General features: G+C 43.3%; 22 protein-coding genes. 8 read left to right on the forward strand and 14 right to left on the reverse strand.

Features of this window, described 5'->3' with window-relative positions:
- Positions 1-6 precede the first annotated feature (6 nt).
- The 7 genes from ubiE to LRQ06_RS06475 form a co-directional block, all read right to left on the reverse strand.
- Positions 7-774: a bifunctional demethylmenaquinone methyltransferase/2-methoxy-6-polyprenyl-1,4-benzoquinol methylase UbiE gene (gene ubiE / locus LRQ06_RS06445; protein WP_232765592.1), complete on the reverse strand. Its 768-nt coding sequence runs from the start codon at positions 772-774 to the stop codon at positions 7-9.
- Positions 775-903: 129 nt separating this feature from the next.
- Positions 904-2,394: a DNA recombination protein RmuC gene (rmuC, locus tag LRQ06_RS06450; protein ID WP_232765593.1), complete on the reverse strand. Its 1,491-nt coding sequence runs from the start codon at positions 2,392-2,394 to the stop codon at positions 904-906.
- Positions 2,395-2,529: 135 nt separating this feature from the next.
- Complete coding sequence (locus LRQ06_RS06455) at positions 2,530-3,168, reverse strand: bifunctional 4-hydroxy-2-oxoglutarate aldolase/2-dehydro-3-deoxy-phosphogluconate aldolase (protein ID WP_232765594.1); 639 nt, start codon at positions 3,166-3,168, stop codon at positions 2,530-2,532.
- Between the two features lie 253 nt (positions 3,169-3,421).
- Complete coding sequence (gene araC, locus LRQ06_RS06460; RefSeq protein ID WP_232765595.1) at positions 3,422-4,258, reverse strand: arabinose operon transcriptional regulator AraC; 837 nt, start codon at positions 4,256-4,258, stop codon at positions 3,422-3,424.
- A 70-nt stretch (positions 4,259-4,328) separates the two neighbouring features.
- Positions 4,329-4,838: a hypothetical protein gene (locus tag LRQ06_RS06465; protein ID WP_232765596.1), complete on the reverse strand. Its 510-nt coding sequence runs from the start codon at positions 4,836-4,838 to the stop codon at positions 4,329-4,331.
- Between the two features lie 50 nt (positions 4,839-4,888).
- Entirely contained in the window at positions 4,889-6,391 is a 1,503-nt protein-coding gene (gene araA / locus LRQ06_RS06470; protein WP_232765597.1) for an L-arabinose isomerase, read from the reverse strand.
- A gap of 9 nt (positions 6,392-6,400) precedes the next feature.
- Entirely contained in the window at positions 6,401-7,117 is a 717-nt protein-coding gene (locus LRQ06_RS06475) for an L-ribulose-5-phosphate 4-epimerase (protein WP_232765852.1), read from the reverse strand.
- 484 nt (positions 7,118-7,601) lie between these two features.
- Between LRQ06_RS06475 and LRQ06_RS06480 the strand changes: the two genes are divergently transcribed.
- From LRQ06_RS06480 to araH, 3 genes are all read left to right on the forward strand, one after another.
- Complete coding sequence (locus LRQ06_RS06480) at positions 7,602-8,606, forward strand: arabinose ABC transporter substrate-binding protein (protein ID WP_232765598.1); 1,005 nt, start codon at positions 7,602-7,604, stop codon at positions 8,604-8,606.
- A gap of 70 nt (positions 8,607-8,676) precedes the next feature.
- On the forward strand, positions 8,677-10,191 hold the full coding sequence (gene araG / locus LRQ06_RS06485; RefSeq protein ID WP_232765599.1) for an L-arabinose ABC transporter ATP-binding protein AraG: 1,515 nt from the start codon (positions 8,677-8,679) through the stop codon (positions 10,189-10,191).
- Positions 10,192-10,204: 13 nt separating this feature from the next.
- Entirely contained in the window at positions 10,205-11,194 is a 990-nt protein-coding gene (araH, locus tag LRQ06_RS06490; RefSeq protein WP_232765600.1) for an L-arabinose ABC transporter permease AraH, read from the forward strand.
- A gap of 554 nt (positions 11,195-11,748) precedes the next feature.
- Here the strand turns inward: araH and LRQ06_RS06495 are convergent.
- The 4 genes from LRQ06_RS06495 to ftnA form a co-directional block, all read right to left on the reverse strand.
- Entirely contained in the window at positions 11,749-14,349 is a 2,601-nt protein-coding gene (locus tag LRQ06_RS06495; protein WP_232765601.1) for a pectinesterase family protein, read from the reverse strand.
- A gap of 270 nt (positions 14,350-14,619) precedes the next feature.
- Positions 14,620-15,807: a BaiN/RdsA family NAD(P)/FAD-dependent oxidoreductase gene (locus tag LRQ06_RS06500; RefSeq protein WP_232765602.1), complete on the reverse strand. Its 1,188-nt coding sequence runs from the start codon at positions 15,805-15,807 to the stop codon at positions 14,620-14,622.
- Between the two features lie 105 nt (positions 15,808-15,912).
- Entirely contained in the window at positions 15,913-16,236 is a 324-nt protein-coding gene (gene uspB / locus LRQ06_RS06505; protein WP_232765603.1) for a universal stress protein UspB, read from the reverse strand.
- Between the two features lie 69 nt (positions 16,237-16,305).
- Positions 16,306-16,833 carry a non-heme ferritin gene (ftnA, locus tag LRQ06_RS06510; RefSeq protein WP_232765604.1) on the reverse strand — a complete coding sequence of 176 codons (528 nt, stop codon included), beginning with the start codon at positions 16,831-16,833 and terminating at the stop codon, positions 16,306-16,308.
- A 165-nt stretch (positions 16,834-16,998) separates the two neighbouring features.
- Between ftnA and LRQ06_RS06515 the strand changes: the two genes are divergently transcribed.
- Positions 16,999-17,430 carry a universal stress protein gene (locus tag LRQ06_RS06515; protein WP_232765605.1) on the forward strand — a complete coding sequence of 144 codons (432 nt, stop codon included), beginning with the start codon at positions 16,999-17,001 and terminating at the stop codon, positions 17,428-17,430.
- Positions 17,431-17,497: 67 nt separating this feature from the next.
- The gene (locus LRQ06_RS06520) at positions 17,498-18,364 is read left to right on the forward strand and encodes a carboxylate/amino acid/amine transporter (protein WP_232765606.1); all 867 of its coding nucleotides are present in this window, start codon (positions 17,498-17,500) and stop codon (positions 18,362-18,364) included.
- A 31-nt stretch (positions 18,365-18,395) separates the two neighbouring features.
- Here the strand turns inward: LRQ06_RS06520 and LRQ06_RS06525 are convergent, their stop codons facing one another.
- Together LRQ06_RS06525 and LRQ06_RS06530 are read right to left on the reverse strand one after the other, a co-directional pair.
- Entirely contained in the window at positions 18,396-18,752 is a 357-nt protein-coding gene (locus LRQ06_RS06525) for a hypothetical protein (protein ID WP_232765607.1), read from the reverse strand.
- Between the two features lie 66 nt (positions 18,753-18,818).
- Positions 18,819-19,595 carry a class I SAM-dependent methyltransferase gene (locus LRQ06_RS06530; RefSeq protein WP_232765608.1) on the reverse strand — a complete coding sequence of 259 codons (777 nt, stop codon included), beginning with the start codon at positions 19,593-19,595 and terminating at the stop codon, positions 18,819-18,821.
- 138 nt (positions 19,596-19,733) lie between these two features.
- Here LRQ06_RS06530 and asnC point away from each other — a divergent pair, with 138 nt between their 5' ends.
- A complete protein-coding gene (gene asnC / locus LRQ06_RS06535) occupies positions 19,734-20,198 on the forward strand; it encodes a transcriptional regulator AsnC (RefSeq protein ID WP_232765609.1) in 465 nt (154 codons plus the stop codon).
- Positions 20,199-20,236: 38 nt separating this feature from the next.
- Here the strand turns inward: asnC and tsrA are convergent, their stop codons facing one another.
- On the reverse strand, positions 20,237-20,518 hold the full coding sequence (gene tsrA / locus LRQ06_RS06540; protein ID WP_232765610.1) for an H-NS-like global regulator TsrA: 282 nt from the start codon (positions 20,516-20,518) through the stop codon (positions 20,237-20,239).
- Between the two features lie 294 nt (positions 20,519-20,812).
- Here tsrA and LRQ06_RS06545 point away from each other — a divergent pair, with 294 nt between their 5' ends.
- Together LRQ06_RS06545 and betI are read left to right on the forward strand one after the other, a co-directional pair.
- Positions 20,813-22,594 carry an aminopeptidase P family protein gene (locus tag LRQ06_RS06545; RefSeq protein WP_232765611.1) on the forward strand — a complete coding sequence of 594 codons (1,782 nt, stop codon included), beginning with the start codon at positions 20,813-20,815 and terminating at the stop codon, positions 22,592-22,594.
- Between the two features lie 276 nt (positions 22,595-22,870).
- Positions 22,871-23,470 (forward strand): transcriptional regulator BetI, encoded by a 600-nt coding sequence (gene betI / locus LRQ06_RS06550; protein ID WP_232765612.1) that lies wholly within the window; start codon positions 22,871-22,873, stop codon positions 23,468-23,470.
- The last annotated feature ends 13 nt before the right edge of the window (positions 23,471-23,483 follow it).

A 23,483-nucleotide genomic window follows, 5' to 3' on the forward strand; every position in this document is an offset into this window, starting at 1 on the left:
TCATTGCTAAAACTTGTAACCCCGGTGCAGCGCAACAATACCGCCAGTTAAATTATAGTAAGAGGTATGTTCAAATCCGGCTTCCATCATCATACCTTTCAACGTTTCCTGATCCGGATGCATCCGGATAGACTCCGCCAGATAGCGATAACTTTCAGAATCGTTAGCAATTAACTGTCCCATCTTAGGCAAAATATGAAAAGAATACGTATCGTAGGCTTTGGATAAAGGCTCTAAAAGTGGTTTAGAAAACTCCAATACCAACAGACGACCACCCGGCTTTAGTACCCGGAACATAGAACGTAGCGCTTTATCTTTATCGGTGACATTCCGCAGGCAAAAACTGATTGTAATACAATCAAAATAATCGTCCGGGAAAGGTAACTCTTCCGCATTAGCCTGAACATAGTGGACATTTCCGACAATGCCATGATCACGTAATTTATCTCTGCCAACATTCAACATAGAGTTATTGATGTCCGCCAGAACAACGTGTCCTTTGTCACCCACCATTCTGGAAAACTTGGCCGTTAAGTCACCAGTCCCACCACCTAAATCCAGAATTCTCTGACCGGGTCTGACACCACTACAATCAATAGTAAAGCGCTTCCACAACCGATGAATGCCACCTGACATCAGGTCGTTCATAATATCGTATTTCGTTGCCACGGAATGAAAGACCTGAGCGACTTTCTGAACTTTCTCATCTTTTGCGATCGTCTGAAAACCGAAATGCGTTGTTTCCCGGCTTTCTAAAGTGTTATCTGATTGCACGTAGTACCTACCCTAACTCCCGTAAATTCATAACAAATAATCATATGACAACAATTATCCGGCGTCTTTAGTCTACTTGATCCTGACCCGGTTGTCTTTCAGCATGGCTGATAATTACTCTTATTTCCGTTACATTTCTTCATCAGAACTTGCTCTCTGAGACAAGTCTGAAACCTGAGCAGAAATCGGTCTTTTCACCTCAACCCCCAGCTCTCTGAAACTTTCAGCCTGACGGATAGCATTACCCCGGCCAGAAACCAGCTTATTCATCGCTCCCTGATAATTTTGGTTCGCCTTATCCAGAGCCATACCTAATGAGTCCATATCATCAACAAACAAGCGCAGTTTGTCGTAAAGCTTGCTGGCTTTTTCTGCAATCAGCTTTGCATTCTGATTCTGGCGCTCATTTTTCCAGAGGTTATCAATAGTACGCAATGCCACCAATAATGTTGTCGGACTCACCAGAATAATATTTTGCTCCATGGCATCCTTCACCAATGAAGGATCAGCCTGTACAGCTAACTGAAAGGCCGGCTCCACCGGGATAAACATCAGTACATAGTCTAATGATGTAATTCCCTGCAATTGCTGATAGTCCTTTCTGCTCAGTCCTTTTATATGCCCCCTAACTGAAAGTAAGTGCTCACTTAAATAGGTCGCTTTTTGTGTCTCGGTTTCGGCATGAAAATAGCGCTCATAAGCGACCAGAGTCATTTTGGAATCAATCACGACCTGTTTATTGTTGGGTAAAAAGACCACCACATCCGGCTGGTAACGCTTGCCCGACTCATTTTGGAGACTAACCTGAGTCATATACTCATGTCCGTCCCTCAATCCGGATTCCTCCAGTACTCTGGCTAAAACAACTTCTCCCCAGTTCCCCTGCTGTTTATTATCTCCCTTCAGGGCCTGAGTCAGATTCACCGCTTCCTGAGCCATTTTTTCGTTCAGTGTCTGTAAGGTTTTCAGTTCATGCACCAGCGTGTGGCGCTCTTTTGCTTCTTGGGAAAAACTGTCATTGACCTGTTTTCTAAAACCATCTAACTGATCTTTAAGTGGATTGAGCAATCCTTCCAGACTCTGTTTATTTTGCTGATCCACCTTGGCCGCTTTCAGTTCAAAAAGCTGAGTCGCAAGCGATTCAAATTGCTGCTTCAAACGGTTTTCAGCGTTCTCAAGAAACTGAATTTTATCCTGACCATTTTGCAGCTGTTCTTTATGAAGAGCCTGCAGTTCCCGGTACTGAGCAGCAAGATTCGCTTTTTGCTCACGAGTATCACTCAATTCCTGCATTAACTGTTTTTTCTCTGACTCAACCACATCCAGATAACGGAGCTTTTCCATTACAGCCATAAACTTACCATGAGTCTGTTTCAACTCATGCCGATCCAGATCCCGTTGACTATCCATCTCTTCCAGCTCTTTATTAGCTGTACTCAAAGATTGCTCCAAATACTGGACCTTTTGCTCTGTCAGTATTATCTGACTATCTAATTCCGACCGTAACGTTTGCATCTCCCTTTGCATCTTTTGTACGGTCCACCAACGGGACACGACACTGACACCAATAACTGAGACTAAAAAAGCCAATATTATCTGATGCTCAACTATCCACTGCATTTATCTAACCTGTCTTTTCTGAACGGACCTGAACAGAATATTTTACCACTGTATAAATGTCCAGATAAACACAACCGGGATCAAAAAAGTCCATGAGTCATCAACTCATGGACTGACACTTCTATGCACAATCCGTTATTCAGAAACAACGGCTACCGCCTGCCTGGTCAACTCTGTAATATGCGACCAGTTTTTCTCTTTGATTGCGGTTTTATCCAACATCCATGTACCTCCAACCGTAGCAACACAATCTAAAGATAGATAACTTTTCGCATTACCGGCATTAATTCCCCCCGTCGGGCAAAAGCGAACATCCGGCAGTGGTGCCGTTATCGCTTTTAATGTATTTACACCACCATTGGCTTCAGCCGGAAAAAATTTTAAGCATTCATATCCATAAGACATGGCTGTCATGATCTCACTGGGAGTGGCAACTCCGGGAATAAACGGTACTTTCGTTGTTTTGGCATGCTGAAGTAATTCAACACTAAAACCAGGAGACAAAACAAACTGAGCACCCGCTGCCATTGCTTTGGCATATTGTTTAGAATTCACGACAGTACCGGCACCAACAAAAGCATCAGGCAATTCTGTTGAAATTCTTTTGATGGCATCCAGAGCACAGTCAGTCCTCAATGTGATTTCAAAGACATTAATGCCGCCATCACTCAGTGCCATTGCCATCGGTAGTGCATCATCCAGTTTTTCAATGACCATCACCGGAATAATCGGTGATGCAGCAAAGACTTCCTGTGGTTCAAGTTTCCAGTTCATTATTTTTTACTCTCAACCTTCAATTATTCAACTCATCATAAATCTATCGTAGCTCCAAAATTGCCTTCCCGATATAAGCTGAGAGCGATTTACCTTAAAATCCGTAAAAGGGAGAATAAAACAGAGGAATAATTTATTATTGATAATAAAAAAGTGATTCTCGTAGTGAGTGAATTTTCAGAAATGTCTATCTGAAAAAGCAGATTCTAGTTTCACGTGAAACTCAGCAAACAAGCCAAAGAGAATAACCAACTCAAGTAACCTGCTCCCGGTAAATTTTGGGGCTTACGCCAGCTTTGCGCTTGAACACCCGGGAAAAGTATAAAGGATCGGAATATCCGACAATGCGTCCTATCTGATTCACTGAATGGTTAGTGGTGACTAATAATTGTTTAGCCCGACTGATTCTTTGATCATCACGCCACTGAGTGATGGTCATTGCCATCTCATCCCGGAATAAATGACCTAAGCGGGAAGGCGACAGGCAAGTATGGGCAGCCACATCATCAATGGAAAATTCTTGATTCAGATTTTGCGTCATAAAGTTCATCGCTTCTATCACCCGGGGATCCAGCGCCTTGCTCAAAACATCCGGCTGCAAAGATTTACACCGAATCAATAACTGCTCAAGAAGGTTGATCGCTAAATCATTCCGGTAGGACGCTTCGGACTTGGAAGTGTACTCGATATCAATGAACAGCCGCTCAATCTGTTCAAACGCCGTTTTATCCAATCCTCTTGTGATATAAACACCATTATGTTGTTCCTGCCAACTCAACCAATCATGCCAAAAGGCACGTGGGCGAAAGTATACCCAGCGATGAAACCAGGAAACCGTCTCTTTCTTTCGGTGATAATAGTGGGCAGCGGTAGGAGGAAACAACAACAGATCCCCCACCCCGACATCGATTGAATCCGGGCCGGAAAATAAGGTTCCCTCACCTTTGCTGGTGAGGTTAATAATGTAGCCCTTCATTCCGCTGGGACGATTGATCGTATAATCCAGTTCGTCCCCTTCGATGATAGGTGTTAAGCCGGCAACCAAATGAGCATCAAAGTTATAACCGGGCTTCAGAGGATCATTTTGCATCGTTCACCAATACAATTCATTGATTCCTGAGTATTTTAATCAATCTCTTGAATGGATACATTTAACCAGCTCATAATTCTTTATATAAAACGATCCACTGAGATGCAAAAAAAGCTTCTTTAAACTCTTTTTTTCGCTGCTCACGCAAATAATCACTCGGCTGTTCTCTGTTACGATGTTGCCATTCTGACACGCTATCTGACAGGTCTACACCGGCGATTTTTCTGTAGTGAGAATGACCGGCCTGACAAATCTTATGCCGGATGTCCAGACGGGTTGGCACGCTGTTGCGCGCCAGATAGTCAATGACCAAAGCCCCTTGATGAAAGGTATAAGTCAGACCAATCGACAAAGGGTCAGCCAGCCTGACATTACACCACTGCTCAATCATGTTCTCTTTTATCCTAAAATGCCATGGAAAATCTTGCGTATCAATGAACTCATCATTATTCACCAGTTCCAGGTCTCCGGAAAACATCAGGTTTTCTCCTTCCCTAAGCTGAAAGGCACTGGGATGATGAGACAAAATATCTAATTTCCAGCTCATGTAACTTAAGGACGAGTCTTCTCTTCTATTCAAATTACCACCGCAAATAGCCCCTCATCTGTATGAGGGGCTTTGTCATATCATTATTTATGAGCAAAACGATAGTAAAGACTGTTTTGCTTCAGACTCATCTTAAACTGATTAAGATTCGTTGTTGTATTATCGATCAACACCAATTCAATACCGGTCATTTCGGCGTAATCCATTAAGGTATCCAGAGAAACCGCCTGAGTATAAACCGTATGGTGGGCCCCACCACTGTAAATCCAGGCAGCCGCCGCTTTCTCAAGGCTAGGTTGAGGTTCCCATAACGCGTGAGCTACCGGCAATTTAGGTAGTGATTTAGGGGGGGTAACACAATCTACAGCATTGACTAGCATCCGGAAACGGTCGCCCAAATCGATAACCGAAATGGTGTACGCCGGGCCGGACTGACCTGAGAAAATCAAACGGGGAATATCACAATTACATCCGATGGTATGGTGATGAATTTCCAGTTTCGGCTTCCTGGCCGCAATTGACGGACAAACCTCCAGCATATGAGCGCCCAATGCCTGACTTTTTTCACCAAAGTTATAGGTATAGTCTTCCATAAAAGAAGTACCACCAGCTTTCCCCTGCCCCATTACTTTCGTAATACGGGTCATGGCCGATGTCTTCCAGTCACCTTCACCACCATACCCATACCCTTTCCCCATAAGTCGCTGGCTCGCGAGTCCGGGTAAATTAGTGATTCCGGTCAGGTTTTCAAAGGTGTTCGTATAGGCAAATGCCCCAACCGATGTCAGAAAACGCTCCATACCAATTTCTAACCGGGCTTCCTGCTGCATAATCTTCAGAGAATCCGCATCAGTGTAAAGATCCGGGCTGACATCATAAGTAGAGGCATATTCATCCAGTAACTGCGCAACATCACCATCACTCACGGCATTCACACTGTCACTAAGCTCTCCGAGACCATAGCCGTGAACTTCATAGCCAAACTGAATTTGTGCCGACACTTTATTACCTTCCGTAACCGCCACCTGTCTCATATTGTCACCAAACCGGGCCACTTTCAGTTGCTGACCTTCATGGAGACCGATGGCAGCACGGCACCAGTCGTCAATCTGACGGTGAACATCCGGGTTACTCCAGTGACCGACCACAACTTTACGATCAATATTCAGACGGGTACCGATAAATCCAAACTCCCGGCAGCCGTGGGCACTCTGATTCAGATTCATAAAATCCATATCAATATCATCCCATGGAAGCGCCGCATTGAACTGAGTATGCAAATGAAGAAATGGTTTATTTAACTGACCGAGGCCGGCAATCCACATTTTTGCAGGCGAAAATGTATGCATCCAAAGAATCAGGCCAATGCAGTCCGGATCGTTATTAGCGAGCCGACAGACATTTAATATTTCATCCGGGGTTTTTACGGTCCCTTTATTCGTCACAGGAACAGAAATGACTTCAGTCTGATTTAACCCATGGACGATTTCTTCACTATTTCTGGCAACGTTTTCAAGCATTTTTTCGCCATACAGATGCTGAGAACCCGTCACAAACCACACTTGTTTATCGTTAAATACTTTCATAGCTATCCCTTATTCTTTGTCTGATTTTTGTCCGTAATAAGCATCTTTACCGTGTTTTCTCAGATAATGCTTATCCAGTAGGGCTTGATTGATATGACTTACATTTGAATTGATCTGAAGCGTCTTCAACGCCATCGAGGCCACCGTTTCCAAAACAACAGCATTGTGAACCGCCTGATGAGGATCAAGCCCCCAACTAAAAGGGCCGTGTTCTTTGACAATAATTCCCGGTATCGCAAGCGCATCATTACCAGCGATCGTTTCAATAATGACTTTGCCGGTATTGAGTTCGTAATGATCCGCAATCTCTTCGTCTGTCAGGGCCCGGGTACATGGGATACTGCCATAAAAATAATCGGCGTGAGTCGTTCCCAGCGCCGGGATAGGTACCCCCGCCTGAGCCCACGATGTTGCATTGGATGAATGAGTATGAACAACACCACCAAGCCCGGCGAACGCTTTATACAGTTCAATGTGGGTATCAGTATCAGAAGAAGGATTCATCTCTCCATCAACCACATTGCCTTTTAAATCTACCACCACCATTTTTTCCGGTGACAGCTTTTCATAGTCAACACCACTGGGTTTGATAACCACCAGACCTGATTCGCGATCAATTCCGGAGACATTACCCCAGGTAAAGGTCACCAGATTATAGCGTTGCAGATCCATATTCGCCTGCCACACTTTTTGCTTGAGGATATTTAGACGAGACTTTAAATTCATATCGAATTCAACAGGGGAACGAAATAGTACGTCACTGTTCATAATCAATAACTCCAACCGGGTCGATCTACCGACATATTGAGCAATCAGCATTAGCTAAAATATCGCTCAGCCCGATTGTCCAACGTTCCAATACCTATCAGTTATAGCCGTTAGAGGTTAAATAAAACATGAATGAGCCTGCTAAAAACATGGACAAATACGTTACCCCTGTTTTTGTGTGATTTAACCAAGGAAAATGCTCATATGAGTACAGGATAGGCAACTTGTATGAAATATTTCCTCCAAATCATGAAATAATCATTTCATCAATATTAATTAGCCAACAAGTGAGATCCACCTCATAGCCAGTTAAGCTATATACATGGACAAAAGCGCTACTTTTTTTAGATGTGAGTTCCATCACTTCAATCAATCATTCATTAAACAAATAATGATTTTGAAACAAACCCTACATAACGATAAAAGTGGATGGAATAGCACTATGAAGACGATTAAAAAAACGCTCGCTGTCGCTGCTTTAACTGGCGCGGCACTGTTAAGTGCCTCTGCCAATGCTTTTTTTGGAAGCAATGATGATGAAATGAAACTGGGCTATCTGGTGAAACAACCCGAAGAACCCTGGTTTCAAACGGAATGGAGCTTTGCAGAAAAAGCTGGTAAAAAATATGGCTTTGAAGTGATAAAAATGGCGGTACCGGACGGTGAAAAAACGCTGAATGCCATTGATACCCTGGCCGCCAGTGGCGCAAAAGGATTCGTTATTTGTACTCCGGATCCTAAATTAGGCCCGGCCATCATGGCCAAAGCGAAAAGCTATGACCTGAAAGTTGTCACGGTGGATGATCAGTTCTTAAATGCAAAAGGTCAGCCCATGAAAAGTGTCCCTTTAGTGATGATGGCAGCCAGTCAAATCGGTTATCGTCAGGGTCAGGAACTTTATAAAGAAATGACCAAACGGGGATGGGATGCAAAAAACTCCGCCGTGATGGCAATTACCGCCGATGAACTGGATACGGCCCGCCGACGGGTGGACGGTTCGATCAAAGCACTAAAAGAAGCTGGCTTCCCGGCAGGTCAAATCTACCGCGTACCAACCAAAACAAACGATATTCCCGGAGCCTTAGATGCGGCAAACTCGTTACTGGTTCAATACCCAATGGTGAAACACTGGTTGGTTGTTGGAATGAATGATAACACCGTGCTTGGAGGAATCCGGGCCACTGAAGGTCAGGGGTTTGATGCAGCAAATGTCATTGGTATTGGTATTAACGGCGTAGATGCGGTCACTGAACTGGCAAAAACCAAACCCACCGGTTTTTATGGTTCATTGCTGCCAAGTCCTGATGTTCATGGATTCAAGAGCATCGAATCGCTTTACAAATGGGTCAAAGACGGTGTCGAACCTAAGAAATTTGTCGAAGTAACAGATGTCGTTCTGATTACCAGAGACAACTACAAAGATGAATTAGCGAAAAAAGGACTTTAACTGAAATCCCGTATAGCGGCATGGATAACATCAAAAACATGCCGCTGATTTAGTATACCGGAGGCTAATCATGGCGACGTCATCCTCTTACTTAGAGTTTTGCCAGATATCAAAACACTTCCCTGGTGTAAAAGCACTATCGAACATTAGTTTTCGGGCTAATAGCAATAGTATTCATGCACTTATGGGAGAAAACGGAGCCGGAAAATCGACTCTGCTGAAAATTTTAAGTGGCTTGTATCACCCAACAGAAGGCCATATCACCATCGATCAGGAACAGTTTACGTTTTCTTCAACAGCAGAAGCGCTTGAACATGGCATAGCCATTATCTATCAGGAACTGAATCTGGTTCCGGAACTAAGCGTGGCCGAAAATATTTATCTCGGCCAACTTCCCACAAAAGGCGGCAAAGTGGATACGGAGACATTAAATAAGAATGCCCGCACCCAACTACAACGTCTAGGTGAAGACTTTGATCCATCACGCCCTCTGAAAGAATTTTCCATCGGCCAGTGGCAGATGGTTGAAATCGCCAAAGCCCTGAGCCGTAATGCGCAAATTATCGCCTTTGATGAACCGACCAGTAGTCTGTCTCAGCGTGAAATCGAAAACCTGTTTAAGGTTATCCGGGAATTGAGGGATGACGGCAAAATCATTCTGTATGTTTCACACCGGATGGAAGAGATCTTTGAATTGTGTGATGCCATTACCATCTTCAAAGATGGCATGCTCGTACAAACCTTTACCGATTTAACCGCTCTCACACAGGATCGTCTCGTTGAACTGATGGTCGGCAGAGAAATTAACGACATATATAACTACCGCACACGAAAATATGGTGAAAGCGGCTTAAAAATTGAGAATATCGAGGGACCGGGCCTTTCTGCTCCGCTTTCTATGGATATCCGCAGAGGCGAAATTCTGGGTTTATTCGGGCTGGTCGGTGCCGGCCGGACAGAATTAACCCGTCTGATTTTCGGGGCAGAAAAACCCGAATCCGGAGAAATCACCGTCTTCGGTAAAAAAGTCAAAATAAAAACACCGGGAGATGCCATAAAAGCAGGCATCACGCTGTGTCCCGAAGACAGAAAAGCCGATGGGATCGTCCCCATTCTTTCCGTTCAGGAGAACACGAATATCAGCGCAAGGCCGGAATATCTGACTCTGGGCGGAATCGTCAACAACAGTTGGGAAAAAGAAAACGCCGAAGCCCAATGCGACGTACTGAATGTTAAAGCCGCCAACCTTGCGCAAGCCATTGGCGAACTGTCCGGCGGTAACCAGCAAAAAGTCATTCTCGCCCGTTGGTTGTCCACACATATGAAAGTCATCTTACTAGATGAACCGACCCGGGGAATCGATGTCGGTGCGAAATCAGAAATTTACGAACTGATATTTAAACTGGCTGAAAGTGGTGTGGCTGTTCTGGTCATCTCAAGTGACTTACCAGAAGTACTCGGCATTTCAGACCGCCTTCTGGTCATGAAAGATGGCGCGGTTACCGGAGAGCTTCAACGTGAAGATTTTAATGAACAGACAGCATTGCGCTTAGCCATGCTAGGAACAAAAGATGCAGCTGCATAAGAGGAAAGATCCTATGGCGACTACAAGTACAACTAAACTCAATAATAATGAGAAAAAATCATCGATTGATTTCTCTCATGTCTGGGACAGATTCGGCATGCTCATGGTCTTTGCCGGCTTATTCTTATTATGCTCCTTTTTTGTCCCGTATTTTGCAACCTTCATCAATATGAAAGGCTTAGGGCTGGCGATTTCTATGAGCGGTATGGTCGCTTGTGCGATGTTATTCTGCTTAGCCTGTGGTGACTTAGACCTGTCCGTTGCCTCTGTCATTGCCTGCGCCGGCGTAGTGACTGCCGTTGCTATTAACGCAACCGGAAGTGTGGTTATGGGTATTGGTGCCGGATTATTGTCTGGTGTCGGATTTGGTCTGCTCAACGGTTTTGTTATTGCAAAATTACAGGTCAACGCTCTGATCACAACCTTAGCAACGATGCAGATTGCCCGCGGACTGGGCTACATCATTTCCGATGGTAAAGCTGTCGGTATTACTGAGGAAAGCTTCTTTGCTCTAGGCAACTCATCGGTCTTCGGAATTCCAACCCCTATCTGGCTAACCATCATCACCTTTGCCGTGTTTGCTTTTCTGCTTAACAAAACCGTTTATGGACGCAATACCCTTGCGATTGGCGGTAACGAAGAAGCCGCGCGTCTGGCCGGGGTTAACGTTGTAAAAACCAAGATGATCATCTTCACGGTCCAGGGATTCATCTCTGCATTGGCCGGTGTCATTCTTGCAGCCAGAATGACCAGTGGGCAACCGATGACATCAGTCGGCTTCGAACTGGTCGTCATCTCAGCCTGCGTTCTTGGTGGCGTTTCACTGAAAGGTGGGGTTGGTAAAGTATCCTACGTAATTGCCGGGGTTCTGATTCTGGGTACCGTGGAAAATGCCATGAACCTGTTAAATATGTCGCCATTCGCCCAATACGTGGTCCGCGGTGCAATCCTGCTTGCTGCCGTTATTTTCGACCGCTACAAACAAGCCTCCAGAAAGATTTAAACATGTGGTATTTTATGCTCGAATGATGGCATTTCCCTTGAGATTCAATTATCTCAAGGGATTTTTTCCTTTTCAGATCCAGAAAACAGGTTAACACACTGATTTTTAATGGGTTAATCGTCGAGCTGATGTACACCATTTCTCATAAAATATTTTGTGTATTTCCCATTTATTAGGGGCTTTACGGATCGAATTTAGGCGGTTTTCGTCTATATCTATAACAACGATATTTTCTGACGTTGTATCAAAATAATCCACTTAGCTTATGCTGATACTGTGAGCACTCCAAAGAAAGTCGCCAAAAAGAAAGGCTTGATAGCCATATCAAAGGCAATCATCTTTCACCAGACAAATAGCATGCTTTAAGCCTGGCAGCCACCCTGTACGGCGTTAATCGTTATAGGCATTGGCAACCGGGTTTATTGGGCGCTTGATTCATACCGTTAATGACAAATCCACTAACGACTGGCTACATGTTTGTTCCACATGAAACCAACGTTCAATCCACCGGCCAGTCATACAGGTGGATTGATATCATTCGATTAGGAAAGGAACTAAGGTAAATAATGAGTTAGCTCAGATAAAGCGTTAGTATGCTTGATCTCTTTAACGACTAATTGAGCCACTTTATTCGCACCTTTTTCCTGGAAATGCGTTGTATCCGGTTTTTTCAGCGTGCCGGAAGAGCGGGTTTTATAGAAAGGATATTTCTCTGGATCAACAGCCAGCCACAGTTTTTTCCATTCATCTCCCGACGTGCGATTTGCCATTTCAATCACTCTGCTTTGCATATCCAGCAAAGGAACATGGTGTTTGGCTGCCGTGTCTTTCACGGTTTGGGTATAGCTGCCAAAGAAGTGATAGCCATTCGCTTTGTTTTGTTTCGTGGTATGTTGCACTGGAGTAATTGGCACGCCTGGCCTATGTTTCACCGTTTTTGCCCGGGGCAAAGAGGTTAACATCACAGGGTGCAGGTGATGCTGTTTCGCAAAGCTGAGATATTTTTCCAGCGTAATCTGGAGAGACATATCTCGGTGACCCTCGGGATATTGAGGGTTTCCTGCTGCATCATTCGGATAAGTACAGAGGTTTGCTACATCGATCGGACCGCGTTTTTTCTTCGCACCATTACATTTTTCGTCATTATGACTGAACTGAATAAACAGATAATCTCCGGGTTGAACCAGCGGCGCCATCTGACTGAGCCATCGGCCATTGATATAATCCCGTGAACTTCTGCCTGAACGGGCACCATCGATCACCTGAATGTTTTTGTGATCAGAAACCAGATGGTCAAAAGCCTGTCCCCATCCCATTCTTGGATAAACATCGGATTCGTAGTTTGAAGCGGTTGAGTCACCGACAATAAAGATGCGTTTTTGAGCGTGCCGGACGACATCCTGGGCCTGGCTCAGTTGATGGTCCTGCAAAATATAATCTGGGATTTTTTTCAGGTTAATAATCGGGCGGAACTCTAAATCCGTCAGATAGGTTTTTGCAGCAAGCCCCGTCTTAGTGTCATACCCACGGTTATGGATAACCTGAGAGGCGAGCTGGCGAATCACTGGCTGGTATTCCCGGGTGTAATTGACCGGATTCCATGACGGACCCGGATTGAGTCCAAATTGTTCAGCGACCGATTGAAAAGCCTTAACAAAGTGTTGGTTTGCTTCAAGCCAGGCCTGGTGAGAAAACGCCGGCAGTTTCTTCATGGTCAACAGAAGCTGTGGTCCTTTAATGCCTTCATGGGCGGCCAATGATGAAGTAATTAAATCACTGAATGGGTTGATATTGGCCGTGGTTTCGCCATTATTCTTCACCTCAGCAACAATCGCACTGCTGCATATAGAACGATATTTATCACTTTTCAAACAGGATGCGCCGCTTTGATCATCGGCTGACACCAGAAGTGGCGGTGTCATACCGGCAATGCTGGTATGGTAATGACCTTGTTTATCGGTATTGATGACGGATGTCTTACCCATACTGTCTTTGATAGTCACTTCAGCAGGAAATGTCATTGCGGCATGAATGACTTCTCCGCGGATGGTACTTTTAGCCCCCAAGGTAAGACCCGGCTGCCATCCGGACAAAATATCCCGGTTCGTGTAATGCGTGAATTGCTGAGCGCTAAGCTGTGGTCTTTTTGAATCCTGCGAGTTCGCACCCGGGCCGACATTTTTGAATTCCAGGAAACGGGAATCTTTGGGATAAAACCAGATTTTATTATGATGAATATCTTTACCACTCATTTTATCCCAGCCATAAATGTGATCATCCATTTGGCAGTTAATGAATGCACTGTGACCAATGGCGTTAGGATCGGCATATCGCCCGTCAACAAACGTTCTGGTTGGATGCCATGGACGCCCTAATCCATAACTGTGAGCAGGAACCTTCTCTTCTTTACTCAGGCGGCTGTCTTTAAACACCAGACCGAAAGGCGTTTTGATGTTGGTACTGGGAGCCGTGATGTAACCCATCACTTCTCCTTCTTTTACATCACCACGGTATCTTGCAACGATATCACTGCGCTCAAATAATGCGGTGCCGTGACCGAAAATAAAGTCCACCGTACCGGTAATGCGTGATTTATCGAAATAAGTACGCCCTGCTTTTGTGTAAAACGTGTCTTGATAACTTTTCAGGCTGACATCTTTAAAGGCGACTTTGTCTGCTTTTCTAGAGATAAGTAAGGCGACGGCTTGTGTGTTACGGATTCGGGTTGGATCGCCTTTGTCTTTGGCCTGATTGGCCGGATAGTCAAACCCATTTTCTATGGTTAACGATTGGGCACTGAAGTCAGTCGCATTAATATTGACGGTTCGGCTTCCGGTGGTACCGAACTTTTTCCCGGTCTTCGGATTAATGGTACTGTTAGCGGTTGTGGCTGTAATGACGGTTTTATCACGGTCTTCGCCAATTAAATGAATATTAGGGCGTTTTACTTCCAGTTTTTCATGGTAAACACCGTTTCGGATATAAATGACATAGGGTTGATGATCATCAGGAGCATGTTCTATCGCTTGTTGAACAGAACGAAAATCACCGGAACCATCAGCAGCCACAGTGACGTCATAGAGTGGGAGAGCGACGGCAGAGGAAAGGTACAACATCGTTGATAGCCCCAGCCCTCTGACAAGGTGCTTATTCATAGCTTCACCTTTATTATTGAAATGTAAGGTCTAAAAAAAAGAAACGATGTTTTATTTTATTTTTTTTTTTATTCTAAACCGTGATCGAGCCGTAAGAGTGAATATTAAATAAGCGGGAAACCGGGGAAGATTTCCCGGTTTCTGAGGAAAATCACAAAAGGATCATCCGCGAAAAATGAAATGAACAGTAAAAATAAGCATATGAATTATATGGTCTATATGATCAGTCACCAGCTATAAGGGGTAATCGTGCTCCACTTTGCCACAGTTCTAAACCCATTGCCCGGCCACCCAACCGGAAGACCATGCCCATTGAAAGTTGAACCCGCCTAACCAACCGGCCACATCCATCACTTCACCGACAAAATACAACCCTTTGACGTGCTTACATTCCATCGTCTTTGATGATAAGGCGTTCGTATCAACGCCACCAAGCGTTACTTCTGCCGTCCTGTACCCTTCCGTACTATTGGGAATAATGGACCAATGCGATAACGTCTCAACCATTGTCGTCACTTCTTTGGGATTCAACTGGCGCAGTGGCTTATCAACCAGCTCTTTTCGGTCTATCAGGACTTCTATCACCCGTTTCGGTAACACTTTGGATAAGGTATTTTTTAACGTTTGATTCGGATGTTTTGCTTTCACGCTCTCCAGCAAGGCGTTGACGTCGTCATCCGGCACTAAATCCACCGTGACCCTCTGACCCGGCTTCCAGTAGGATGAAATCTGGAGTACAGAGGGACCGGAAAGACCGCGATGAGTAAACAGCAACGCTTCTTTAAACGTTGTGCCGTCTTCAGCGGTCATCACAACCGGAATCGCAATACCGGATAACGCCGCAAATTGATCTTTGTCTTCCTTGTGTAAGGTAAAAGGAACCAACGCGGCACTGGTCGGTATCACCGGTAATCCAAAGCTTTCGGCCACCCGGTACCCAAATGGTGTTGCACCCAGTTTCGGCATAGATAACCCACCGGTTGCAACAACAACCGATTCACTCTCAACCACCAGATCATCGACCTGCAGGCGAAAGCCACCAGCCGTCTTCACCAGTTGTTGAATATCAGCCTGATACCGGAAACGAATATTGGGCAAATCACATTCTGCGAGCAACAAGTCAACTATGTTTTTCGCCGAATCCAGGCAGAACAGTTGCCCATGTTCCCGTTCTTCATACGCAATATCATACCTGGCCACCAAACTGATAAAATCCCAGTTGGTATACTGGGATAACGCAGACTTCACGAAATGCGGATTTTGGCACAAATAGTTTGCAGCCGAGATATCGTAGTTAGTAAAGTTACAGCGACCACCACCAGAGATTAAGATCTTCCGGCCGGGTTTTTTGGCATGATCCAATACCAACACCCGGCGGCCTCTCTGACCGGCCTGAGCCGCACACATTAAGCCGGCCGCACCTGCCCCTATCACAACAACATCAACGTTTTCACTCATACTTACAAACTCAGGAAGAATAAAAGAAAGGATGTGTTAAAAACACATCCTTTACAGAGAACGGGCATTATTTTAATCAACAACCTATGTTTTTGCCAATCCTGTCTATAACAGTACAACAGCAAACATAAAGACAAGAACCAAGCAACAGGAGAGAATAAACAGTCGTCGGACCTTTTCGCATTTTTTTATAAAGATATCATCATGATGATGTAAATATTCTTTGCTTTTCAGGTAATGATAGAGACGAACCTGCTTGACCACATTACCATGAGAACTAAAGAATCCCGGCCCATCGACTTGCTGATAAAGCAAGGGATGCGCCTCCCTCATAATATAAATGAGCGTTCGTAATGCAGTAAGGGCTCTTGCTAAATTCACAAGAATTACAAGAATAAGCACAAATAAAATGGTATCTCCACTTATCATCTTTTCCTCCCTACTTCGTCACAAGCAGCCCGGAAAAGACGATCGCATCATAGTGTCTTTTCGCTGATATTATTCAGCTGGGGCATCCATGACAGAAGATGAGCTTTTGTTTGCCATTGCTGCTAGATCTTTATCAATGAAGAACAACGCTTTACCATCTTCACCAACAAGCTCTAACTTATCTAAAATCCCTTTAAATAACTTTTCTTCTTCATGCTGCTCGGCAACGTACCACTGAAGAAAATTAAAAGTTGAGTAATCCTGAGATGTGAAGGCAACGTGAGCCAGCTTATTAATTTTCTCAGTAATCATCTGCTCGTGTTGGTAAGTTTCTCTGAACACATCACCTAAGCAACCAAAGTCATACTTAGGCGCCTCAATCGCACCAAGAATGGGTAACGCACCAGTTTCACTCACATACGTAAATAATCGGTGCATATGTGCCATTTCTTCCTGCGCATGAGATCTTAAAAATTCAGCGGCGCCTTCAAAACCTTTGTCTTCACACCAAGCACTCATTTGTAAGTATAGATTGGATGAAAAGAATTCGAGATTAATTTGCTCATTTAATTTATCAATCATAGCCTTCGATAGCATAACTTTCTCCAAATTATATTTATAACCGGCTCAATTATAACACATTGTTAACATTCACTCGAATGTTAAAGAAAATGTTGATAACTAAGGAATTGCGATCAAAACAACAACTTTTGCACGACAAGACTGCTAAAGTGAAGTTACTTTTCTAAAGAGGAGCGCGTTATGTGTTACAAACATGTTCTCGTAGCTGTTGATTTATCAGAAGACAGTCACCGTCTGATTGATCGGGCCGTAATGCTCGCCAAACCCCTGAATGCAAAGCTTTCTTTTATTCATATCGATGTGAATTACGCAGAACTGTATACAGGACTCATAGACATCAACTTAGTTGACACCCAAAATCACTCAATGGAAATGGCTCAAAAGGAATTACAAAAACTGGAAGACTACGCAGGTTACCCGATTCAGCATCGTCTGGTTGGCAGCGGAGATCTGAGTGGTGAAATTTGTGATACCGTCCAGGAATACAAAATTGATCTGGTGATTCTTGGTCACCATCAGGACTTCTGGAGCAAACTACTCTCATCAACCAAACTAATTTTAAATTGTTCCCCGGTTGATATTCTCGTCGTACCGTTAAAAGAAGAAAACTGACGAACAGGCAAAACTTAGTTAAACTGACTGCCATCATTGTTTCGTTTCCGTTATTAACAACACAATCATGGCATATTTATCTGCGATAACCCTACTATGGGCATTTTCTTTCAGCCTGATCGGCGTGTATCTAGCCGGTCAGGTTGATTCTTGGTTCTCCGTTCTGATTCGTATCGCACTGGCAAGTGTGTTATTTCTCCCGTTCATCCGGTATAAAGGCATACCCGCCGTCTTAATTGCAAAATTAGCGGCAATTGGAGGAATTCAACTCGGATTGATGTACTGTTTTTACTATAAATCGTTTCTGTTGCTAACCGTTCCGGAAGTGCTGCTGTTTACGGTTTTTACTCCCATTTATGTCACACTTCTTTATGATTTACTGAAGAAACAATTTTCTGCGTGGTATTTGGTGACAGCCGCCATTGCGGTTGTGGGGGCAGTCGTCATCAAAAATACCGCCATCAATGAAAACTTCATTATTGGGTTCTTCGTTGTGCAATGTGCCAATCTTTGCTTTGCCATTGGTCAGGTTGGCTACAAAAAACTCATGGAAAGCCAGAAAATAACGCTCCCTCAACATACCGTCTTCGGTTATTTTTATCTGGGCGCGCTAATTGTTGCCACCGTTGCATTTCTTTTATTCGGTAACACAGAGAAACTGCCTACCACAACGACTCAGTGGAGCATTCTGATTTATCTGGGGCTGATAGCTTCCGGTCTGGGGTATTTCATGTGGAATAAAGGCGCATGCATCGTAAATGCTGGTGCTCTGGCTATTATGAATAATGCACTGGTTCCTGCCGGTCTTATCGTTAATATTGTTATTTGGAACCGAAATATCGACTTCCCCAGCCTTATTATCGGCGGCTCCATCATTCTATTTTCTTTATGGGTTAATGAAACCTGGGTAAAAAGAAAAATAGCATCGAAGTAAACCAATTTAAGGCCTCATAGAGGCCATTTTATTATCCAAAATAAGGTAGTGAGCATTCACTTATATCCATTTTTTTCATTAACTTCCGATATTTCTTAGCCAACTTTTTCTGTTTTTTAAACAGTTTCTTCAGTTTGCGACTATTTTTCCCCAACGATTTTTTTTGCTGCCGGGTCAGAGTTAAATCGACCTCATGGGAAACCGCACTTTCCTCCCGATTTTCTACCTTTTTATCCTGAAACAGAACGGGCTTACACAACGAGGAGGCACCATTTGCAACCCTGGCACAGCTTTTACACAAAAAACGAGGGTTATCCACCAAGCACCGAACCCGGTTTATTTGCCCGATAATTTCAGTACGACGAAACTTACATAGGCATTTACTCATACCGCACCTAATAAGAATGATTATTAATTACATTAATAGTCACTAATATAGAAAATTGCAAGTGGATTATTTCATTGCGGCTTTCACATAGACATCAAAGCGATTCTTCTTGGTTGCAATACTCATAGACGGCGTGTGTCCAGCCATAAAACCGGCGTAATCCGGCCTTTTGACTACAACACGCCTTGCTGCCAGTTCAAGTGCCGGAGCAAGTAATCCATCCGCATCGCTATCCTCACCAACCATGGTCTGAAATACCCGCATCTCTTTTTTTACTAGCGCCGATTTCTTTTTATTTTCCGAATGCGGATACATGGGATCCAGATACACAACATCAGGTCTTTTATAATCAGAAGTATCGGCAAGCGAAATTAACGCATTATGACTGGAAGCATGCAGTAACTGCACCCTATCTTTCACCCAGCCGCCGATTTCTATGTCATCAGAGGCCCGCCTCAATCCATCATCTAATAAAGCAGCCACTACCGGATGACGCTCAATCATTTGGACATAACAGCCAAGAGAAGCAAAAACAAAAGAATCTCGGCCTAATCCGGCCGTTGCATCCAATATCGATGGTACTGTTCCTTTATTCAATCCAACCGCTTTGGCAATCGCCTGACCTTTACCACCACCAAACTTTCTTCTGTGAGCCACACGACCAGAAGCCCAGTCGACAAAAATAGCGCCCAGTTTAGGTTCGTCTGTTTTTCTTAACTCCAGCCTTTCTCCGGTCCAAACTAAAGCGAACACATCCGAATCCGAGTGAATTAAAGACCATCGTTTCGATAACTCGTCCAGATAATTCGTGTCACTAACTTCGGATATGAGTTGAATTTGCAAAAGAATGACTCCACCATGTTTGTCTGAGATTACAATATCGGGAAAGGTTATTTCTCAATACCACTTATTTTTAAATTATCCAGTGGTACACTAACCTACTAATTAATTATTAATGTGCGTCGCAAGGACATAAACTATATGCAATCCAACGTATCAAAACTGGACGACTTGGACAGAGCTATTCTAAAAATATTAATGAATGATGCAAGAACACCTTACGCGGAAATGGCAAAACAATTTAATGTAAGTCCGGCAACCATTCATGTGCGCATTGAAAAAATGAAAGCCGCCGATATTATTCAAAAAACAGAAGTTGTTGTTAATACAAAGAAACTGGGCTACGACGTTTGCTGTTTTATCGGGATTAATTTAAATGCAGCAAGAGATTATCACTCTGCCCTAGAAAAATTAAATGCATTAGATGAAGTTGTTGAAGCTTACTATACCACCGGCGCTTATAATATATTTGCAAAATTAATGTGTCGTTCAATAGAAGAACTTCAGTATGTTTTAATTGATAAATTACAAGCCATTGATGAAGTGCAATCCACAGAAACGCTTATTTCACTGCAAAACCCAATAAACAGAAATGTAAATCCTTAGCTTAGGACAACATCCTAAGCTAAGGTAAATACAATTAGCTATTTATTTAAAAAATCCCGAAGCTCATCAGGAGAAATACCCTGATCGGCTAACTCTTTTGCCAGTAAATCAACTTGTTCACTTTTACGGGATTGAATCACTTGATCAAATTGGTACACTAAATCTCGTAATATTGGTAGTGGCACTTGCTTGGCAGCACTTCTTATACGTTCTCCGCTCTGGTTTCCCAGCTCGTTAAGCAGTTTACCAAACATCACCTTTTCTGGAGAATCATCCAGTTGCTCTAAAACTCGAGCCATTTCATAGGTTGTCATCGACATTCGTGTGATATCCATGAATTCAAAGTGAAAGGAAATATTATATTTTTAGGAGCCCAAATATACATGTATTCTGCACTCTAATAAACAGTTTGGCACACTATTTATGGCCATCAAGTTAGTAGATTGTCAATATTAGAATTAATAGCAAATATTTTCCCTCTTTCCTATGATATTTACATTCATTTGCACGCTATACAAAAAAAGCGTAGCTTTGCCTTATATAGCACAGGTAGTAATATTCATGATAAAAATATAAATAACACTTTATTTTTATATAAACTAACGGACATATATATGGCAACGATAATAAAAGAAAATATTGATAAACTCAGATCGTGGCTTGAAAACAATCAATTGGATGCCTTTATCATTCCTCACGAAGATGAGTACCTGGGAGAATACCTGCCAGAACATAACGAACGACTACAATGGATCTCAGGTTTTACCGGCTCAGCAGGCGTTTGCGTTGTAACAAAAACTAAGGCCGCCATATTTGTCGATGGCCGCTATACCGTACAGGTAACCAAACAAGCGCCAAAAGCACTCTTTGAATACCATCATTTAATTGATGAACCTTTCCTGAACTGGATAAAACAAGCGTTACCAAAAAACACCCGCATTGGTTTTGATCCAAAAATGCACAAGGCTGTATGGCTACCGGCAGCTCAGGAAAAATTAGCGCCGGACTACACTTTGCAACCTGTAACACATAACCCTGTCGACATATTATGGGATGAACGGCCAAAGCCTCAACTATCAGACATGGTGTTAATGCCAAATGATATTGCCGGGCAGTCAAGTTCAGAAAAACGGCTCTTAATAAAAGAAAAGCTCAATAAATCCGGTGCCGATTGCGCCATTTTAACCCAGCTTGATTCAATATGCTGGCTTCTCAATATTCGTGGCTTAGATGTTTCCAGATTACCGGTCATTCTTTCTCACGCAATTATTTACAACACTGGCAATGTCGATTTCTTCATTGATGAACAACGTTTAGCGGATGGTTTTCATCAACATGTGGGCACAGGAGTCAATTTATGTCCACCTGATCAACTGGAAGAGACGATCCGGAAACTGAAAGGTAAGCGGGTTTTACTTGATACCTCCAGCAGTAATGCATGGTTTAAGCTTCAGTTACAAAACAATGGCATTGATATCATAGAAAGTGACGACCCTTGTACGCTTCCCAAAGCGGCAAAAAACTCATTAGAAGTCAAAGGAATGAAAGATTGTCACATTAGAGATGGCGCAGCTATGGCTAAATTTCTATGCTGGCTTGATGAACAGACTGAAAAGAAACCGTTACCAGATGAAGCCACACTTTCAGATAAACTGGAAACATTTCGGCGGGAAGATCCCACTCTAATTGATTTAAGCTTTGATACCATTTCAGCGGCCGGAAGTAATGCTGCCATGTGTCACTATAATCACATCAACCAGCCCCAACCAGGTCGTCTTAGTATGAATTCTCTCTACCTGGTTGATTCCGGAGGTCAATATCAGGATGGTACCACCGATATCACCCGCACGATTGCCATTGGTTCTCCTACACATGAAATGAAACAGTTATTTACTTATGTTCTGAAAGGCCATATTGCTTTGTCGTCTACCCGTTTCCCGAAAGGAACCAGTGGTCATCAGCTTGATGCCATTGCCAGACAATTTCTATGGGCAAATGGATTTGACTTCGACCATGGCACTGGTCACGGCGTCGGTCACTGTCTGAGCGTACACGAAGGCCCTCAAAGGATCAGTAAAGCACCAAACTCGGTGGCTCTTCTTCCTGGCATGGTGATTTCAAACGAACCCGGCTATTACCGGGAAAATCAGTTTGGTATTCGTATCGAAAATCTGGTTCTGGTTACCGATGTTACAACTGAAGGTGACCAGAATATGCTGAAATTCTATCCGTTAACCCGCTGTCCAATCGATACCAGAGCTATAGATATCACCTTACTAACCACAGATGAAAAACGCTGGCTAAACGCCTACCACCAGCAGGTTTGGCTGGATGTATCACCGCTTCTCAGTGAAAAAGAAAGAAACTGGCTGAAAAATGCCACGGCCACTATTTAATTTTTGGATGAATGCCATCTTCGGGGAGTTTATACTCCCCGATAAATGCATTAGAGTTCGAAATGAAACAGCTCGAAATATTCATAAAAGATTAATTTAAAATACCTTTCAAAAAAACTAAAACTAAGTAATTGATTATTAATCATATTATTATGTTTTCCTTTTTATTCCGAATGCTTGCAGAATAAAAAATCATCACAAATTTATTTGAGATCTAAACGATTTTTGTGTATGGTTTTTATTAATTAATCGTTCAATTTAAATCGTGGAGCCTACATGCCCAAGGTCGGGATGCCTGATATTCGTAAACCTCAACTAGTGAAAGCGACCATGAATGTCATAGAAAGAGTCGGCCTCCATGGAGCAAGTATTTCTCTGATCAGCAAAGAAGCGGGAGTTTCAACCGGAATTATTAATCATTATTTTGGGGGCAAACATGGTCTTCTCGAAGAAACGATGCGGGTCATTCTTCGTGAACATTCCAAAACCATCATGCAATCCCTCTCTTGCATTCCGGTAAATGCACATTATCAACGAATCAATGCCATTATTGATGGTAATTTCAAAGGGTTTCAGACAGAAGGTGAAGTGGTAAAAACCTGGTTAGCATTCTGGTCATACTCAATGCATGACCATCAGCTTAACCGCTTACAACGAGTAAATGAAAAACGTCTTATTTCTCACCTTAAAATAGAATTGAAAGCACTATTACCAAAAAAGCAAGTTTGTCTCGTTGCCCATGGCATTGCCGCACTGATTGATGGCATCTGGCTCAGAGGAGCTTTGAACCCTAAAGGTATTAATCCGGATCAGGCCCGTAGCATCATAAACGATTATTTAGACAAGCAACTTTTTTACTACACTGACAAGCACTAAGGCTAACCATTCA

The organism is Vibrio salinus (assembly GCF_021272385.1).
GTDB classification, from domain to species: Bacteria; Pseudomonadota; Gammaproteobacteria; order Enterobacterales; family Vibrionaceae; genus Vibrio; species Vibrio salinus.

Excerpts from the sequence above, each read along its gene's own strand:
- rmuC (WP_232765593.1), bottom strand. The coding sequence starts at position 2,394 with ATGCAGTGGATAGTTGAGCATCAGATAATATTGGCTTTTTTAGTCTCA.
- LRQ06_RS06455 (WP_232765594.1), bottom strand. The coding sequence starts at position 3,168 with ATGAACTGGAAACTTGAACCACAGGAAGTCTTTGCTGCATCACCGATT.
- araC (WP_232765595.1), bottom strand. The coding sequence starts at position 4,258 with ATGCAAAATGATCCTCTGAAGCCCGGTTATAACTTTGATGCTCATTTG.
- araA (WP_232765597.1), bottom strand. The coding sequence starts at position 6,391 with ATGAAAGTATTTAACGATAAACAAGTGTGGTTTGTGACGGGTTCTCAG.
- LRQ06_RS06475 (WP_232765852.1), bottom strand. The coding sequence starts at position 7,117 with ATGAATTTAAAGTCTCGTCTAAATATCCTCAAGCAAAAAGTGTGGCAG.
- LRQ06_RS06480 (WP_232765598.1), top strand. The coding sequence starts at position 7,602 with ATGAAGACGATTAAAAAAACGCTCGCTGTCGCTGCTTTAACTGGCGCG.
- araG (WP_232765599.1), top strand. The coding sequence starts at position 8,677 with ATGGCGACGTCATCCTCTTACTTAGAGTTTTGCCAGATATCAAAACAC.
- araH (WP_232765600.1), top strand. The coding sequence starts at position 10,205 with ATGGCGACTACAAGTACAACTAAACTCAATAATAATGAGAAAAAATCA.
- LRQ06_RS06495 (WP_232765601.1), bottom strand. The coding sequence starts at position 14,349 with ATGAATAAGCACCTTGTCAGAGGGCTGGGGCTATCAACGATGTTGTAC.
- LRQ06_RS06500 (WP_232765602.1), bottom strand. The coding sequence starts at position 15,807 with ATGAGTGAAAACGTTGATGTTGTTGTGATAGGGGCAGGTGCGGCCGGC.
- uspB (WP_232765603.1), bottom strand. The coding sequence starts at position 16,236 with ATGATAAGTGGAGATACCATTTTATTTGTGCTTATTCTTGTAATTCTT.
- ftnA (WP_232765604.1), bottom strand. The coding sequence starts at position 16,833 with ATGCTATCGAAGGCTATGATTGATAAATTAAATGAGCAAATTAATCTC.
- LRQ06_RS06515 (WP_232765605.1), top strand. The coding sequence starts at position 16,999 with ATGTGTTACAAACATGTTCTCGTAGCTGTTGATTTATCAGAAGACAGT.
- LRQ06_RS06520 (WP_232765606.1), top strand. The coding sequence starts at position 17,498 with ATGGCATATTTATCTGCGATAACCCTACTATGGGCATTTTCTTTCAGC.
- LRQ06_RS06525 (WP_232765607.1), bottom strand. The coding sequence starts at position 18,752 with ATGAGTAAATGCCTATGTAAGTTTCGTCGTACTGAAATTATCGGGCAA.
- asnC (WP_232765609.1), top strand. The coding sequence starts at position 19,734 with ATGCAATCCAACGTATCAAAACTGGACGACTTGGACAGAGCTATTCTA.
- tsrA (WP_232765610.1), bottom strand. The coding sequence starts at position 20,518 with ATGTCGATGACAACCTATGAAATGGCTCGAGTTTTAGAGCAACTGGAT.
- LRQ06_RS06545 (WP_232765611.1), top strand. The coding sequence starts at position 20,813 with ATGGCAACGATAATAAAAGAAAATATTGATAAACTCAGATCGTGGCTT.
- betI (WP_232765612.1), top strand. The coding sequence starts at position 22,871 with ATGCCCAAGGTCGGGATGCCTGATATTCGTAAACCTCAACTAGTGAAA.